Source organism: Pseudomonas sp. dw_612 (assembly GCF_018449725.1).
Classification (GTDB): domain Bacteria; phylum Pseudomonadota; class Gammaproteobacteria; order Pseudomonadales; family Pseudomonadaceae; genus Aquipseudomonas.
Genome location: NZ_JAAVVC010000007.1, coordinates 242,315 through 257,308, shown reverse-complemented (window position 1 = coordinate 257,308; position 14,994 = coordinate 242,315). Strand labels below are relative to the sequence as shown.

15 protein-coding genes are annotated in these 14,994 nt (G+C 61.6%); 7 read left to right on the top strand and 8 right to left on the bottom strand.

Annotation, left to right across the window (positions count from 1 at the left end):
* The first annotated feature begins 1 nt into the window (after nt 1).
* The 4 genes from HB680_RS14050 to fabI are packed head-to-tail and all read left to right on the top strand — an operon-like array spanning nt 2 to nt 4,524.
* Complete coding sequence (locus HB680_RS14050) at nt 2-1,075, top strand: microcin C ABC transporter permease YejB (RefSeq protein ID WP_054047527.1); 1,074 nt, start codon at nt 2-4, stop codon at nt 1,073-1,075.
* Between the two features lies 1 nt (nt 1,076).
* Nucleotides 1,077-2,096, top strand: coding sequence for an ABC transporter permease (locus tag HB680_RS14045; RefSeq protein ID WP_123514451.1), 1,020 nt, complete (start codon nt 1,077-1,079; stop codon nt 2,094-2,096).
* A 1-nt stretch (nt 2,097) separates the two neighbouring features.
* Entirely contained in the window at nt 2,098-3,708 is a 1,611-nt protein-coding gene (locus tag HB680_RS14040) for an ABC transporter ATP-binding protein (RefSeq protein WP_213939220.1), read from the top strand.
* A 21-nt stretch (nt 3,709-3,729) separates the two neighbouring features.
* On the top strand, nt 3,730-4,524 hold the full coding sequence (fabI, locus tag HB680_RS14035) for an enoyl-ACP reductase FabI (RefSeq protein ID WP_054047522.1): 795 nt from the start codon (nt 3,730-3,732) through the stop codon (nt 4,522-4,524).
* A gap of 175 nt (nt 4,525-4,699) precedes the next feature.
* Here fabI and HB680_RS14030 read toward each other — a convergent pair whose 3' ends face one another.
* On the bottom strand, nt 4,700-5,563 hold the full coding sequence (locus HB680_RS14030) for a LysR family transcriptional regulator (protein ID WP_213939219.1): 864 nt from the start codon (nt 5,561-5,563) through the stop codon (nt 4,700-4,702).
* A 112-nt stretch (nt 5,564-5,675) separates the two neighbouring features.
* Between HB680_RS14030 and HB680_RS14025 the strand changes: the two genes are divergently transcribed.
* Together HB680_RS14025 and HB680_RS14020 are read left to right on the top strand one after the other, a co-directional pair.
* Complete coding sequence (locus HB680_RS14025) at nt 5,676-6,101, top strand: VOC family protein (protein ID WP_213939218.1); 426 nt, start codon at nt 5,676-5,678, stop codon at nt 6,099-6,101.
* A complete protein-coding gene (locus HB680_RS14020; protein WP_213939217.1) occupies nt 6,098-7,384 on the top strand; it encodes an amidase in 1,287 nt (428 codons plus the stop codon). Before HB680_RS14025 ends, HB680_RS14020 begins: the two co-directional genes overlap by 4 nt.
* Here the strand turns inward: HB680_RS14020 and HB680_RS14015 are convergent.
* From HB680_RS14015 to HB680_RS13995, 5 genes are all read right to left on the bottom strand, one after another.
* Nucleotides 7,331-7,939: a GGDEF domain-containing protein gene (locus tag HB680_RS14015; RefSeq protein ID WP_213939216.1), complete on the bottom strand. Its 609-nt coding sequence runs from the start codon at nt 7,937-7,939 to the stop codon at nt 7,331-7,333. The genes HB680_RS14020 and HB680_RS14015 overlap by 54 nt on opposite strands.
* Nucleotides 7,940-8,013: 74 nt before the next feature.
* Nucleotides 8,014-8,595 (bottom strand): hypothetical protein, encoded by a 582-nt coding sequence (locus HB680_RS14010; protein ID WP_213939215.1) that lies wholly within the window; start codon nt 8,593-8,595, stop codon nt 8,014-8,016.
* A gap of 1 nt (nt 8,596) precedes the next feature.
* Nucleotides 8,597-10,768, bottom strand: coding sequence for a xanthine dehydrogenase family protein molybdopterin-binding subunit (locus HB680_RS14005; protein WP_213939214.1), 2,172 nt, complete (start codon nt 10,766-10,768; stop codon nt 8,597-8,599).
* 9 nt (nt 10,769-10,777) lie between these two features.
* Nucleotides 10,778-11,233: a (2Fe-2S)-binding protein gene (locus HB680_RS14000; RefSeq protein ID WP_054615082.1), complete on the bottom strand. Its 456-nt coding sequence runs from the start codon at nt 11,231-11,233 to the stop codon at nt 10,778-10,780.
* Between the two features lie 305 nt (nt 11,234-11,538).
* The gene (locus tag HB680_RS13995) at nt 11,539-12,384 is read right to left on the bottom strand and encodes an oxidoreductase (RefSeq protein ID WP_213939213.1); all 846 of its coding nucleotides are present in this window, start codon (nt 12,382-12,384) and stop codon (nt 11,539-11,541) included.
* A gap of 112 nt (nt 12,385-12,496) precedes the next feature.
* Here HB680_RS13995 and HB680_RS13990 point away from each other — a divergent pair, with 112 nt between their 5' ends.
* Nucleotides 12,497-13,426, top strand: coding sequence for a LysR family transcriptional regulator (locus HB680_RS13990; RefSeq protein ID WP_256735528.1), 930 nt, complete (start codon nt 12,497-12,499; stop codon nt 13,424-13,426).
* On the opposite strand, the gene HB680_RS13985 is transcribed toward HB680_RS13990, so the two are convergent.
* Nucleotides 13,410-14,660, bottom strand: a complete 1,251-nt coding sequence (locus HB680_RS13985) for an NnrS family protein (protein WP_213939211.1) — start codon at nt 14,658-14,660, stop codon at nt 13,410-13,412. The genes HB680_RS13990 and HB680_RS13985 overlap by 17 nt on opposite strands.
* The gene (locus HB680_RS13980) at nt 14,660-14,908 is read right to left on the bottom strand and encodes a transmembrane sensor/regulator PpyR (RefSeq protein WP_213939210.1); all 249 of its coding nucleotides are present in this window, start codon (nt 14,906-14,908) and stop codon (nt 14,660-14,662) included. The genes HB680_RS13985 and HB680_RS13980 overlap by 1 nt, the downstream gene beginning before the upstream one ends.
* Nucleotides 14,909-14,994: the final 86 nt, after the last annotated feature.

Below are 14,994 nucleotides of genomic sequence, written 5' to 3'. Positions count from 1 at the left end.
GATGCTGGCGTATATTTTTCGGCGACTGCTGCTGATCATCCCGACCTTGTTCGGCATCTTGCTGATCAACTTCGTGATCATCCAGGCCGCCCCCGGTGGCCCGGTGGAACAGATGATCGCCAAGCTCGAAGGCTTCGAAGGCGCCACCAGCCGCATTGCCGGCGGCGGTGCCGAAGTGTCGGTGGCCGGCTCGGCGTATCGCGGTGCCCAGGGCCTGGACCCGGCGCTGGTCAAGGAAATCGAGCACATGTACGGCTTCGATAAATCGGCGCCGGAACGCTTGTGGATCATGGTCAAGAACTACGCGACCCTGGATTTCGGCGACAGCTTTTTCCGCGACGCCAAGGTCATCGACCTGATCAAGGAAAAGATGCCGGTGTCGATCTCCCTCGGGCTGTGGAGCACGCTGATCATGTACCTGGTGTCGATCCCGCTGGGGATCGCCAAGGCCACGCGGCACGGCAGTCACTTCGACGTCTGGACCAGTTCGCTGATCATCGTCGGCTACGCGATCCCGGCGTTCCTGTTCGCCATCCTGCTGATCGTGCTGTTTGCCGGCGGCAGCTATTTCGACTGGTTCCCGCTACGGGGCCTGACCTCGAACAACTTCGCCGAGCTGAGCATGGGCGGTAAAGTCCTCGATTACTTCTGGCACCTGGCCTTGCCGGTGACGGCGCTGGTGATCGGCAACTTCGCGACCATGACCCTGCTGACCAAAAACAGCTTCCTCGATGAAATCAACAAACAGTACGTGGTCACCGCCAAAGCCAAGGGCCTGACCAATCACCGCGTGCTCTACGGCCATGTGTTCCGCAACGCCATGCTGCTGGTGATCGCCGGGTTCCCGTCGGCGTTTATCGGGATCTTCTTTACCGGCTCGCTGCTGGTGGAAGTGATTTTCTCCCTCGACGGATTGGGCCTGATGAGTTTTGAAGCGGCGATTAACCGTGATTACCCGGTGGTGTTCGGCACGCTGTTTATCTTCACGTTATTGGGGCTGGTGGTGAAACTGATCGGCGACCTCACCTACACCCTGGTCGATCCGCGCATCGACTTCGAACACCGGGAGCATTGAGATGAGCCTGTCCCCCCTCAATCGCCGCCGCTTCGAACTGTTCAAGGCCAACAAGCGTGGCTGGTGGTCGCTGTGGCTGTTTTTGATCCTGTTTGGCGCCAGCCTCGGCGCCGAACTGATCGCCAACGACAAACCGCTGGTAGTGCACTACGACAACGGTTGGTATTTCCCGGCGCTCAAGCGCTACCCGGAAACCACCTTCGGCGGCGAATTTCCGCTGGAAGCCAACTACAAGAGCCCGTACATCCGCGAACTGCTCAAAGCCAAGGACGCCTGGATTCTGTGGGCGCCAATTCCCTACAGCTACCAGAGCATCAACTACGACCTGAAGGTCCCGGCCCCGGCGCCTCCCTCGGCGGACAATCTGTTGGGCACCGACGATCAGGGCCGTGACGTGCTGGCCCGGGTCATCTACGGCTTCCGGATTTCGGTGTTGTTTGCCCTGACGCTGACCATTCTCAGCTCGATCATCGGCGTGATTGCCGGGGCGTTGCAGGGCTTCTATGGCGGCTGGGTCGATCTGGCCGGGCAGCGTTTCCTGGAGATATGGTCCGGGTTGCCAGTGTTGTATCTGCTGATCATTCTCGCCAGTTTCGTGCAGCCGAACTTCTGGTGGCTGCTGGGGATCATGCTGCTGTTCTCGTGGATGAGCCTGGTGGACGTGGTGCGCGCCGAGTTCCTGCGCGGGCGTAACCTCGAATACGTACGCGCGGCCCGGGCGCTGGGGATGCAGAATGGCGCGATCATGTTCCGCCACATTTTGCCCAACGCCATGGTCTCGACCATGACCTTTATGCCGTTCATCCTGACCGGCGCCATCGGCACCCTGACCGCCCTGGATTTCCTCGGGTTTGGTCTGCCGGCGGGCAGCCCGTCTCTGGGTGAGCTGGTGGCTCAGGGCAAATCCAACCTGCAAGCGCCGTGGCTGGGCATGAGCGCGTTTGCCGTGCTGGCGCTGATGTTGAGTTTGCTGGTGTTTATCGGCGAGTCCGCTCGCGATGCCTTCGACCCGAGGAAGTGAAATGAATCAGGACAATCTGATCGAAGTGCGCGACCTCGCCGTCGAATTTGTCGTGGGCGAGCGCGTGCAGCGGGTGGTCGAAGGCGTCAGCTTCGATATCAAGCGCGGCGAAACCCTGGCCCTGGTGGGTGAAAGCGGCTCCGGCAAATCGGTGACCGCCCACTCGATCCTGCGCCTGCTGCCCTACCCGCTGGCCCGGCACCCGTCCGGCACCATCGAGTATTCGGGGCAAGACTTGCTGAGCCTGAAAGAGAAAACCATCCGCCATATCCGTGGCAACCGGATTGCGATGATTTTCCAGGAGCCGATGACCTCGCTTAACCCGCTGCACTCGATCGAGAAGCAGATCAACGAGGTGCTGGGCATCCACAAGGGCCTGACCGGCAAAGTCGCGACCAAGCGCACGTTGGAGCTGCTGGAGATGGTCGGTATTCCCGAGCCGCACAAGCGCCTCAAGGCCCTGCCCCATGAATTGTCCGGGGGCCAACGCCAGCGCGTGATGATCGCCATGGCCCTGGCCAATGAGCCGGAACTGCTGATTGCCGACGAACCGACCACCGCTTTGGACGTGACCGTTCAGCTGAAAATCCTCGAATTGCTCAAGGAATTACAGGCCCGCCTGGGCATGGCGTTGTTACTGATCAGTCACGATTTGAACCTTGTGCGAAGAATTGCGCATCGCGTATGTGTCATGCAGCGCGGTTGCATCGTCGAACAGGCATCGTGCGAAGAGTTGTTCCGCGCGCCGCAGCATCCGTACACTCGGGAACTGCTGGCAGCGGAGCCCAGCGGCAAGCCGGCGACCAACGTTATTGGCCCGCCATTGCTGCAGGTCGAGGACCTGAAAGTCTGGTTCCCGATCAAGAAAGGCTTCTTGAAAACCACGGTGGATTACATCAAAGCGGTGGACGGCATCAATTTCAGCCTGCCCCAGGGCCAGACCCTCGGGATCGTGGGCGAAAGCGGTTCCGGCAAATCGACCCTCGGCCTCGCGATTTTGCGGCTGATTGGCAGCAAAGGTGGCATCCGTTTCGAGGGCAAGCAGCTAGACTGCCTGACGCAGAACGAAGTTCGGCCGTTGCGCCGGGAGATGCAGGTGGTGTTCCAGGACCCGTTCGGCAGCCTGAGCCCGCGAATGTGCGTGAGCCAGATCGTCGGCGAAGGCCTGCGGATCCACAAGATGGGCACCGAGGCGGAGCAGGAACAAGCGATTATTGCGGCATTGAAGGAGGTAGGCCTGGACCCGGAAAGCCGGAACCGCTACCCCCACGAATTTTCCGGCGGGCAACGGCAGAGAATCGCCATTGCCCGGGCATTAGTGCTAAAACCGGCGTTGATCCTGCTGGACGAGCCGACGTCGGCCCTCGACCGGACAGTGCAACGCCAAGTGGTGGAGCTGTTGCGGTCACTGCAAACCAAGTACAACCTGACGTATCTGTTTATCAGCCATGACCTGGCTGTCGTCAAAGCGCTGAGCCACCAGTTGATGGTGGTCAAGCATGGTCAAGTGGTCGAACAGGGAGACGCGCAAAGTATCTTTGCCGCCCCCCAACATCCGTATACACAGCAGTTGCTGGAAGCCGCTTTCCTGGCACCAGCCACTGCGCAATAACCTGAAAGAGAGGAGCAACACATGGGTTTTCTCGCCGGTAAGCGCGTACTGATCGTCGGTGTCGCCAGCAAGCTGTCCATCGCATCCGGCATCGCCGCCGCCATGCATCGCGAGGGCGCTGAGCTTGCCTTCACTTATCAGAACGACAAACTGAAAGGTCGTGTCGAAGAATTCGCACAAGGCTGGGGCTCGAGCCCTGAGCTGTGCTTCCCGTGCGATGTGGCCAGCGATGAAGAAATCGCCAAGGTCTTCGAAGAACTGAGCAAGAAGTGGGATGGTCTGGACGTGATCGTTCACTCCGTCGGCTTCGCCCCGGGCGACCAACTGGACGGCGACTTCACCGAAGCCACCACCCGTGAAGGTTTCCGCATCGCTCACGACATCAGCGCCTACAGCTTCGTGGCCTTGGCCAAGGCTGGCCGCGAAATGATGAAAGGCCGCAATGGCAGCCTGCTGACCCTGTCGTACCTGGGCGCCGAGCGCACCATGCCGAACTACAACGTGATGGGCATGGCCAAGGCTTCCCTGGAAGCAGGCGTGCGTTACCTGGCCGGCTCCCTGGGCCCGGAAGGCACCCGCGTCAACGCCGTATCGGCTGGCCCGATCCGCACCCTCGCCGCTTCCGGTATCAAGAACTTCCGCAAAATGCTGGCCGCCAACGAAGCGCAAACCCCGCTGCGTCGTAACGTCACCATCGACGAAGTCGGCAACGCCGGCGCCTTCCTGTGCTCGGACCTGGCGTCCGGCATCAGCGGCGAAATCATGTACGTAGACGGTGGTTTCAACACCACTGCAATGGGCAATATCGAAGAGTGATTTTCGGTTAGCGCATAAAAAAACCCGCCGAGTCTGGCGGGTTTTTTTATGCCTGGGATTCAAGACTGTACGCGGTCCACTGTGGGAGCGGGCTTGCTCGCGAAAGCGGTGTGTCAGGCGACATATCTGGTGGCTGGAAGACCGCATTCGCGAGCAAGCCCGCTCCCACAGGGGGTTAGGTGGTGTGTGTGAGGCACCGCGCAAAGAGCTGCTGAATCGGCTGTGTCCGCTGGCTATAGCGCTGCAGCAACACAATCTCGCGATAGAACGTCAATTCCCCCAACGGGATCACCCTCACCTTCGCCCCATGCTCAACCCACAACCCCGCCTCCGGCAGCAATGACACGCCCAACCCGCACTCGACCATTTTCACGATGGCCTCCAGTTCATCCAGCTCCAGCGCCACCCGCGCGTCAATCTGCTGTTCCCGCAGGAATCGCGTCACCAAACGTCCGCCAAACGAATTACGGTCGTAGCGCACGTGGGGATGCTCGGCGAGTATCTGTAACGGATCATCCCCTTCAAAGTCGGCAGGCACGATCAGCACAAATGGCTCCTGGCGAATGACCTGCGCCGACAATTCCTTGGGCAGTTCAAACGGCGGCTTGATCAGGATCGCCAGATCCACTTCGCCGGTGTCCACCTGACTCAGCAGATTCAGCGATACCCCCGGCACCAGTTTCGGCTCGAGCAACGGCGCTTGCTGCCTCAATCGCAACAACGCCTGAGGCAACAAACCGGTCTGCACCGTGGCCACCGCGCCAATCTTCAGTTCGCCGCGATACTCGCTGACGTCATCGCTGACCGCCATTCGCGCAAAGGTTTCCAGCATCTCCCGGGCCATTGGCAAGGCGCGCTGTCCCGCCGCGTTAAGCAGCGCCTGGCGTCCGGTGCGATCGAACAGGCGAATGCCCAAGGCCTGTTCCAGATTGCGAATCTGCGCACTGACCGCCGATTGTGTCAGGCCGATGTGCATGCCGGCCGCCGCGAACGTGCCGTAACGGGTCACGGCGATAAAGGTTTTCAATTCCCGCAGCATTACCGCCACCATTGATCGAAATAATTTGAGCTCGACGCAAAAATTATCGTCTTTTAATCAAAAAGCACAGGACTAAACTCAGCTGTACCTTCCGACCGTTGAGGATCTACCGATGCAGCTCTCCCCTTTCCACCTGGCGATTCCGGTATATGACCTGGCGGCCGCGCGCAGCTTTTATGGCGAAGTGTTCGGCCTCGAGGAAGGCCGTTCCAGTGATCACTGGGTGGATTTCAACTTTTTCGGCCATCAACTGGTGATTCACCTGGCGCCGAAAAACGCCTCGCAAGAAGCCGCCCACACCAACGCCGTGGACGGGCACAACGTACCCGTACCGCATTTCGGCGTGGTGTTGGGCATGGAGGAATGGGAAGCCCTGGCCGAACGGCTGCAATCCCTCGGCACGCAATTCGTGATCGAGCCGGGCATCCGTTTTCAGGGTTTGGTGGGTGAGCAGGCGACGATGTTTCTCTTCGACCCCTGCGGCAATGCCCTAGAATTCAAAGCGTTCAAGGACATCAGCCAGTTGTTCGCCAAATGAGTCGCCCTGCCCTGGACGCCACCGCCCTCAGCGAGTCGGTGCGCGCTGGCGAGACCACGGTCGCGGCCATTGCCGATGCCTTTCTTGAACATATTGAAACGCTTGAACCGGATATCCACGCCTTCGCTTCATTCAAACCGCGTCAGGTGCGCCTGCAAGCCGCATTGAACGAAGGCCACGGTCTGTTGGCGGGCGTGCCGGTGGGCCTCAAGGATATCCTCGACAGCGCCGACCATCCCACGCAGTTCTTTTCGCCGATCTACACCGACCATCAACCGTCCCGGGACGCTCACGTGGTGACCCTGCTGCGCCAGGCCGGCGCGCTGATCATGGGCAAGACTCACACCACTGAATTTGCCTACATGCGCACCGGCCCGACCCGCAACCCCCATGATCTGGAGCGCACACCGGGCAGTTCCAGCGCCGGTTCGGCGGCCGGGATGGCGGCGGATTTCTTTGCGGTGGCGCTGGGCACGCAGACCGCCGGTTCACTGCTGAAACCGGCGTCCTATTGCGGCCTGTTCGCGTTCAAGCCGTCGTTTGGGCTGGTGTCACTGGAAGGGGTAAAACCGCTGGCGCCGAGCTTCGACACCGTGGGCTGGTACGGTCGCTCGGTGCGGGATCTGAATCTCATGGCGCGGGTGCTGATCCCAGGATTCAAAGTGCCGGAGATCGAACAACGCCCCCTGCGCCTGGGCTTCTATCGCACCGCGCGCTGGGATCAAGTCGCCCCCGACGTGGCCAACGCGCTGGAAGAAGCCGTTGAACACTTGCGCGGTGCCGGTCATCAGGTCAGCGAGATACAGCTGCCGGAGGCATTCGCCGGGGTATTCGACGATCACCTGTTGATCAACGATTGCGAAGGCGCCCGCTCGCTGGCAAAGGAGTTTCAGGCACATCGGGCGCTGTTAAGTCCTTCGATATTGGCCATGTTCGACCGCGCAGCCGCCACCACATGGGAACAGGAATCCGCCGCCAAGGCCCGGCTGACGGCCCTTGCACCGATCCTGAATGAGATTTGCCAGCCCTTCGACGCGATGCTCGGCCCGTGCTGTGGGTCCGTCGCGCCGCTGTTTGTGGACAGTGCCGAAAACACCGGCCCATCGGACTACATCAAGTTCTGGGGCGCGTTCGGCTGGCCGCAGGTCAATCTCCCGCTGCCACGCGCCGAAGGGCTGTTGCCGATTGGATTGCAGGTGATTGGCCGGTTCAGGAACGACGGCTCGCTGTTACGAGTGGCCGAACGGGTGGCCGCTGAGTTGCTCACCGATCGCGGCCACTAGCCCTTCGGCGTTCTGGTGCAGCGCCGGATGAAACTCGATCTGGCCGACACTGAAGCGAATGTCATAACCGCGATGCACCGTGGCGTTGCGCTCGTCGAGCATCTCTTCGAGCCGCGCCCGGATCGCCGGGATTTCCACGGCGTTGGCGCCAGTCAGCAGGGCCGCGAACTCGTCGCTGCCCATGCGCCCGATCACATCGCTTTCGCGAAAAGCGATCCGCAGCACGTCGGCGAAGGTTTTCAAGGCGTCGTCGCCTTCAGCACGGCCGTACAGGTAGTTGATATGCTTGAAGTTATCGAGGTCGAAAAACAGCAAGGTCGCCGGTTTGCCCAACTGCAAACAAGCGTCGAGCCCGCGTTGAGCCAGGGCATCAAAGCCATGGCGATTGGGCAGCAGCGTCAATTCGTCCATGCTCGCCACCTGCACCGCCGTCAGTTCCTGCTCGGCCTGGCGCGCCAGGTCGCGCAGCAATTCGCGCTCCTGCAGTGCAGTGTCCGGACCGTGCAAAGGGTCTGCGCAAGTGCCCGGTTTGATCGGTTTGCCTGGAAGCAGCATGTGTCACTCCTGCGATGGATATGTACGTTAGAGCCGCACATATCCGGTTTGACTCCTTTTTAACCCGCCGTTGGTCAGATGCCTGCCACCGGGCACGGGCCTCCGGCGTCCGCCCAGAGCTTGAATTGCGTGACAAAGATGTCATGCGGCACCGGCACCGGCGCCCGATTGCCGCCCGGATTCCAGCCCCAGAGCACCAGTTTGTCGTCGCTGACATGCTTGATCAGCGCGGCAAAATCCCGGTCGCCGTTGCTGGAACGATCCTTGATCATTGCGCAGAGTTTGTCCGCCGGCAGGCCGATCCAGGCCATTTTGTGCGCGGCGGGCGGCAGGCTCCAGTGTGGCGCCCCCGGTGGTGCATGGGGGCCGTAGCTGGCCGGCGGGTTGTTTTCGGCGTGGCAGGTGGCGCAGGGCAAACCGGCGGCGCCCTTGCCGTCCATGCCGCGCACTACGTTCATCGCATGCGGGATGCCGGCATCGAATTGCAAGGGTGAATCGCCGGGGATGTGGCAGTTCTGGCAGCGCGGGCTCTGGAAGACTTTCTGCACCGTACCGAAGGCTTGCAGCGCGGCTTGATTGTCCGCTGCGAACAAGTCCGAGGCGTAGCCTGTCAGACCGACCAACACCACGGCGCCGAGTATCAAATGTCGTCTCATCTCACACTCCCGACAGTAGCAACGGCAGTTCCCGCAGGCGCTGGCCGGTCAGGGCGAACACCGCGTTGGCCACCGCCGGCGCAACCGGCGGCACACCGGCCTCGCCGATGCCGCCGGGTTTGTCGGTGCTGGGCACGATGTGCACCTCCACCACCGGCATTTCGTTGAGTCGCAGCACCTGATAGTCGTGGTAATTGGACTGCTCCACCTGGCCGTCCTTGAGCGTCAGTTTGCTGCGCAAGGCGAAGCCGAGGCCGAAGGTGACACAGGATTCCATCTGCGCCGCGATGCTCTGCGGGTTGACCGCGATACCGCAATCCACCGCGCACACCACCCGGTGCACGCGGATCTTCAGGTTGTCCTCGGACACTTCGGCGACATGGGCGACGTAGCTGCCGAACGATTCATGCACCGCCACACCCAAGGCATGGCCGTCCGGCAGCGGCGCATTCCAGTTGGCTTTCTCCACCGCCAGGTTCAGCACGCCGAGATGCCGCGGATGCTCCTTGAGCAAGGTTCGTCGGTATTCCACCGGGTCCTTGCCGGCCGCATCCGCCAGTTCGTCGATCAGCGATTCCATGACAAAGGCGTTGTGGCTGTGCCCCACCGAGCGCAGCCACAACACGCTGATGCCGGTTTTCGGCGAGTGCAGTTCCACTTGGTGATTGGCCAGGCCCTCGATGTAAGGGCTGTCAGCCACGCCTTCGACCGAGGTTTTATCGACGCCGTCCTTAACCATGGTCGCCGCAAACGCGGTGCCGTCCATGATCGACTGCCCGACCATCACGTGTTTCCAGGCCAGCGGCATGCCGTCGGCATCCAGGCCAATGTTCGCTTGATGGAGAAACATCGAGCGGTAATAGCCGCCGCGAATGTCGTCCTCACGGGACCAGACGGTTTTCACCGGCATGCCCGCAGCCTTGGCCACTTCTACCGCTTCGGCGACAAAGTCCGAGGTCGGATTGGCCCGACGACCGAAGCCGCCGCCGAGGAATTCGGTGTGGATTTCCACCTGCTCAGGTTTGAGCCCGGTGATCTGGCCCGCGACCATTTGATCGAGGGTCTGGAATTGGGTGCCAGTCCAGATTTCGCATTTGTCCGCTGTGATTTTCACCGTGCAGTTGAGCGGCTCCATCGGCGCGTGGGCCAGGTACGGCACGCTGTATTCGACGTCGATGCTTTTCGCGGCTTTCTTCAACGTGGCGGCGGTATCACCGGCCTGGCTGGCCGGCATGCCCGGGGTAGCGGCGAGTTGGCGGAAGCTTTCCAGCAGTTTCACGCTGTCGAGCCCGGTGTTCGGGCCCAGGTCCCAGTCGACTTTCAGCGCATCGCGGCCCAGTTTCGCCGCCCAGTAATGATCGGCAATCACCGCCACGCCCGTGGGCACCTGCACCACTTTGTGCACGCCCGGCACCGCCAGCGCTTCGGCGCCTTCGAAGGATTTGACGCTGCCGCCGAATACCGGCGGGCGTGCGACCATCGCGGTCATCAGACCGTCGAACTGCACGTCCATGCCGAACTTGGCGCGGCCGGTGATTTTCTCCGGCGTATCAAGACGCGGGGTTGGTTTACCGATGATCTTCCAGTCTTTGGCGTCCTTGAGCTTGATCGAGGCCGGATCCGGCACCGGCAGCTTGCCGGCGTCATCCGCCAGTTCGCCGTAGGTGGCGCGTTTGTCGCCGGCAATCACCACGCCCGACTCGGTGCGAATCGCCGAGGGGGCGACGTTGAAGCGTTTGGCGGCGGCGTCGATCAGCATCAAGCGCGCGGCGGCGCCGGCCTGGCGATAGCGGTCGAATTCCATCCAGGTCGAGGTCGAGCCACCGGTGATCTGCATGCCACCAAACCCGGCCAAACCGTAATCCTTGGCCGAGGCAGGGGAATGTTCGACGCGGATTTTCGACCAGTCGGCGTCCAGTTCTTCGGCAATCAGCATGGTCAGGCCGGTCCAGATGCCCTGGCCCATTTCCGAATGGCCGAGCAGCATGGTGACGCTGTTGTCATTGGCGATCCGCAGGAAAGCATTGGGTGCGAAAACGTTGCCCTGATTCTCCGCGCTCATGGCAAAACGATGGGCGCCGGGGATGACAAACGCCACCACCAGACCGCTGCCGAGCACGGCGCTGCCCTTGAGAAAACCGCGACGTGAAACCGGTTTTATGATGCTGTTCATGACATGGCCTCAACCGATCTCGGCGGCGCGTTTGACCGCGGCACGGATCCTTGGGTAGGTGCCGCAGCGGCAGATGTTGCCGGACAGCGCCTGATCGATGTCGCTGTCGGTGGGCTTGGGGATCTTCGCCAGCAACGCGGCGGCGGACATGATCTGCCCCGACTGACAGTAACCGCACTGCACCACGTCGAGTTCGGCCCAGGCTTGCTGCACCGGGTGCGAACCGTCGGTGGACAGGCCTTCGATGGTGAGGATTTTTTGCCCATGGGCCACGGCGGTGGCCGGGGTGATGCAGGAACGCAGCGGCGCGCCGTCGACATGCACGGTGCAGGCACCGCACTGAGCCATGCCGCAACCGAACTTGGTGCCAGTGAGGTGCGCGACATCGCGCAGGACCCACAGCAGCGGCATGTCCGCGGGGACATCCAGCGCCTGGTCCTTGCCATTGATATTCAGGGTCAGCATGGTGGATCTTCCTCAGACTCACGGTGTTCTGAAGGGGGCGCATTACTGAGACCACTAGACCTGCAGGAGCAAAGCTTGCTCCTACGGGGTCGGCGGATCTAAGCGCGCCTCGGGTTATCCATACAGCTAAGCGCAGATTGACCTGGTGGCCAGCTTCTGCGACCACCGGTCACGTATCCCTGCCTTGATGAAGAACTTTGTGGGAGCGGGCTTGCTCGCGAAAGTGGCGTGTCAGACAACATAGATGTTGAATGTTAAGCCGCCTTCGCGAGCAAGCCCGCTCCCACAGGGATTGGTGCAGGGGTTTAGAAGTCAGTGGACTGTGACAGTGCGCGCCAGGTGTTCAGCTCGTCGGCGACGAACGCATTCTTGGCCTCGATGTAACGCACCGAATCCGTCCCCAGCGGCAAACGCAGCGGCGGGTTTTGGGACTCGACCAGGGTAATCATCGCCAGCGCCAGTTTCTCCGGATCACCCGGTTGCTGCTGATTCACAGCCTTGGCCAGTTTGCGCACTTCCCCGGCAGTCGGGGCGTAGTCGGCGATCGTTTCAGGAGATTCGACCAGGGAGTTGGTGTCGAGGAAGTCGGTACGGAAATAACCCGGCTCGACCACGGTCACTTTTACGCCCAGTGGCGCCAGTTCGCCGTGCAAGGCTTCGCTCAGCGCTTCGACGGCGAACTTGGTCGAGCAGTAAACGCCGTAGCCCGGTGCCGACTGGAAGCCGCCCACCGAAGAGATGTTGATCACATGACCGCTACGGGCGGCGCGCATGTACGGCAACACCCCGCGAGTGACATTCAGCAGGCCGAAGACGTTGGTTTCGTAAAGCCGTTTGATCTCGTCACTGTTCGCCTCTTCCACCGCGCCGAGCAAACCGAAACCGGCGTTGTTGACCAGCACGTCGATGCGCCCGAAATGCTCGATGGCGGCCTTGGCCACGGCGGCGCCCTGGGCTTCGTTGGTCACGTCGAGGGTGGCGGCCAGCAAACCCGGTTGATCGCCGAAGCGCTGGCCGATGGTGCCGGCGTCGCGGGCGGTAGCGACCACGGCATCACCGTTGGCCAGGGCGGCAGCGACGATTTTTGCGCCGATGCCACGGGAAGCGCCGGTGACAAGCCAGACACGTTTGAAAGCGGTGGAAGTGCTCATGGTCAATACCTTGTGTGGGGTTGGGATGTGGCCAAGGTACGCTGCAAGATTGATCGGAAAAATGCCCTCGTGTTACAAGCACTATGAAACGCTGTTTCATAATAGGCCGAGCATGAACCACGACCCTTTCGACGGCTTGACCGAGTTCCTGGCGGTGGCCGAGCACAAAAGCTTCACCCTCGCCGCTACTCGACTGGCCGTCACGCCCACGGCGGTCAGCCATGCGATCAAGTTGCTGGAGCGGCGCACCGGCGTGCTGTTGTTCCAGCGCACCACCCGCCGCGTGGCGTTGACCGAGGCTGGGGCCAGTCTGTTTGCGCGTTTGCGCCCGGCGGCCAGCGAAATCGATGAAGCGCTGGCGGTGCTCAGCGGTTTTCGCGATCAGCCCATGGGCACATTGCGCATCACTGCGCCAAGGTTGTCCGGCGCGCTGTTGATTGAGCCGCTGATCCCGCTGTTTCGTCAGGCGCATCCGCAAGTCACGCTGGATATTTCCCTGGACGATGCCACGGTGGATTTGATGGCCGGCGGTTTCGACGCGGGGATTCGCTTGGGCGAGTCGATTGAAAAAGACATGGTCGCCGTGCGCCTGACGCCTGACCTGCAATGGTCGGTGGTGGGCTCCCCGGCGTATTTCACCAAGGCCGGGCAACCCGCTAATCCTGAGGCGCTGACCGGGCATGAATGCATCGGCTTTCGTTTTTCAACCTCGGGTAATGCTCATCGCTGGGAGTTTCACCGCGACGGTCGCGACTTTACCGTGGGCGTCACCGGTGGCGTGATCGTCAACGACCGCCAGTTGCTGGTGGCAGCGGCCCGGGATGGCTTGGGCCTGGCGTATGCCTGCGACCTGGAGATCGCCGACGAGTTGGCCGATGGACGCCTGCAACGGGTGCTGCAACCGTTTGTGCCGCTGAGTTCGGGGCTGTACCTGTACTTCCCCAGTCGCACCCAGACGCAGCCGAAACTGCGGGCCTTTATCGACATGGCGACCCGCTGGATCGCCGAACGCGGCGGCCTCGGTGCTAAACCCTCGGTTTGAGCAGGATGCCGGTATAACGCGTCAGAAACAGCCCGAACGCCGCACACCAGAGCAGCGCCGACAGGCCCAATCCAGCGGCGGAAAATGGCACCAGCAACACCCGGCACAGACCGGCGAGCAACAGCAGCGCAAAGCCCAGCACCACGGCTTTCGAAGGCTGCAGCAATCGCCCGGTATGCCCCAGGCTGACCCGGGCAATCATCGCCAGGATCAGTCCGCCAATTCCGCCGACTGCCAGCGAATGGGTGGCCAGGCTCTGCTGCGGCATCAGCCCCGCGTGCCACAGCGCCATGGCCAGGGTTGCCACCACCAGCCACGCGTAAGCCAGGTACAACGACCACAACAACGGTACGCGCCAGATGCCCCGGTCGTGCCAGCGCCACAACCGCAGCAGATGCACGCCGCCCAGCACCAGGAACAACGCGGCCAGCCACAACCTGGGCGTGTCGTTCAAACCGGCGGCAAACGACACAGCCGCCAGCAAACTGCCCAGCAGCAACACTTTGGTGAGCAATGGATAAGCCGGCGCCGCAGCGGGTCGATTCAAGCCGCGCTGAATAAAGAACGGAATCACCCGCCCGCCGATCACGCTCATCAGCGCCGCCACCAACCACAGCGCGGCCAGCACGCCATGCCGCTGCAATCCGGCGTCATCGGTCGCGATGCCCCACAGCGTCATCACCTGACAGCCCGCCAGCAGCGTGATCATCAGCAGAATCGGATAGTTGTCGCGTTTGCGTGCCGCGACCAGGTCCCGCCCCAGGCACACGGCCAGTAACGGCAGAAATGGGACTTGCAGGGCCATCAGCAGCGTCGGATTGATTGGCAGCAGCCAGGCCAGTCGCGCCAGCAGCCACACCAGCAACAGGCCGATCAAGGGCCAGCCGCTGAGGCCCGGACGCCCGGTCCAGTTCGGCACGGCGGTCAGCAGAAATCCGGCGATGATCGCCGCGGTGAAACCGAAAGGCATTTCATGCCGATGCCAGGCCAGCATTCCGCCGATGGGCTGCGCGCCGGGTAGTCGGCCGTACAACCACAAGGCCCAGATCGCTACTGCCACCACGGCAAACCCGGCACCGGCAAGGAAAAACGGGCGAAAGCCAAGACTGAAAACAACTGTCCCTGTGGGAGCGAGCTTGCTCGCGATGACGGTTGCAGCCTCAACACTTTTGTCGCCTGTCCGTCCGCTATCGCGAGCAAGCTCGCTCCCACCGGTTTTGCCAGTCAGGCGCATCAAGCCACCGCGCCGACGTAGTGAGTGGCCAACCGATGCTGGGCCAGCAGCCGCATCACATAGCCGATTTTGAGCAAGGTCGGGCCGATGATGGTCATAGCGTGCATCGACACCAACACCACGATGGGCAAGTGACCGCTGTAGAGGTAAGCGCCGTAGATGCCGACCAAAAGCAGTGTCAGGCCCAAGCCCAGGACTTTGCTCGACAGGTGCAGAACGTTCTGGGGATTGCTGAAGAAATCGAACATTTTTCCGTACTCCCGAAGCTGTTCAGTTGTACGTGGGTTAATCCAAAAGCCGTGCCAGTATTTATTGCTAGCTAAATCAATCGTTT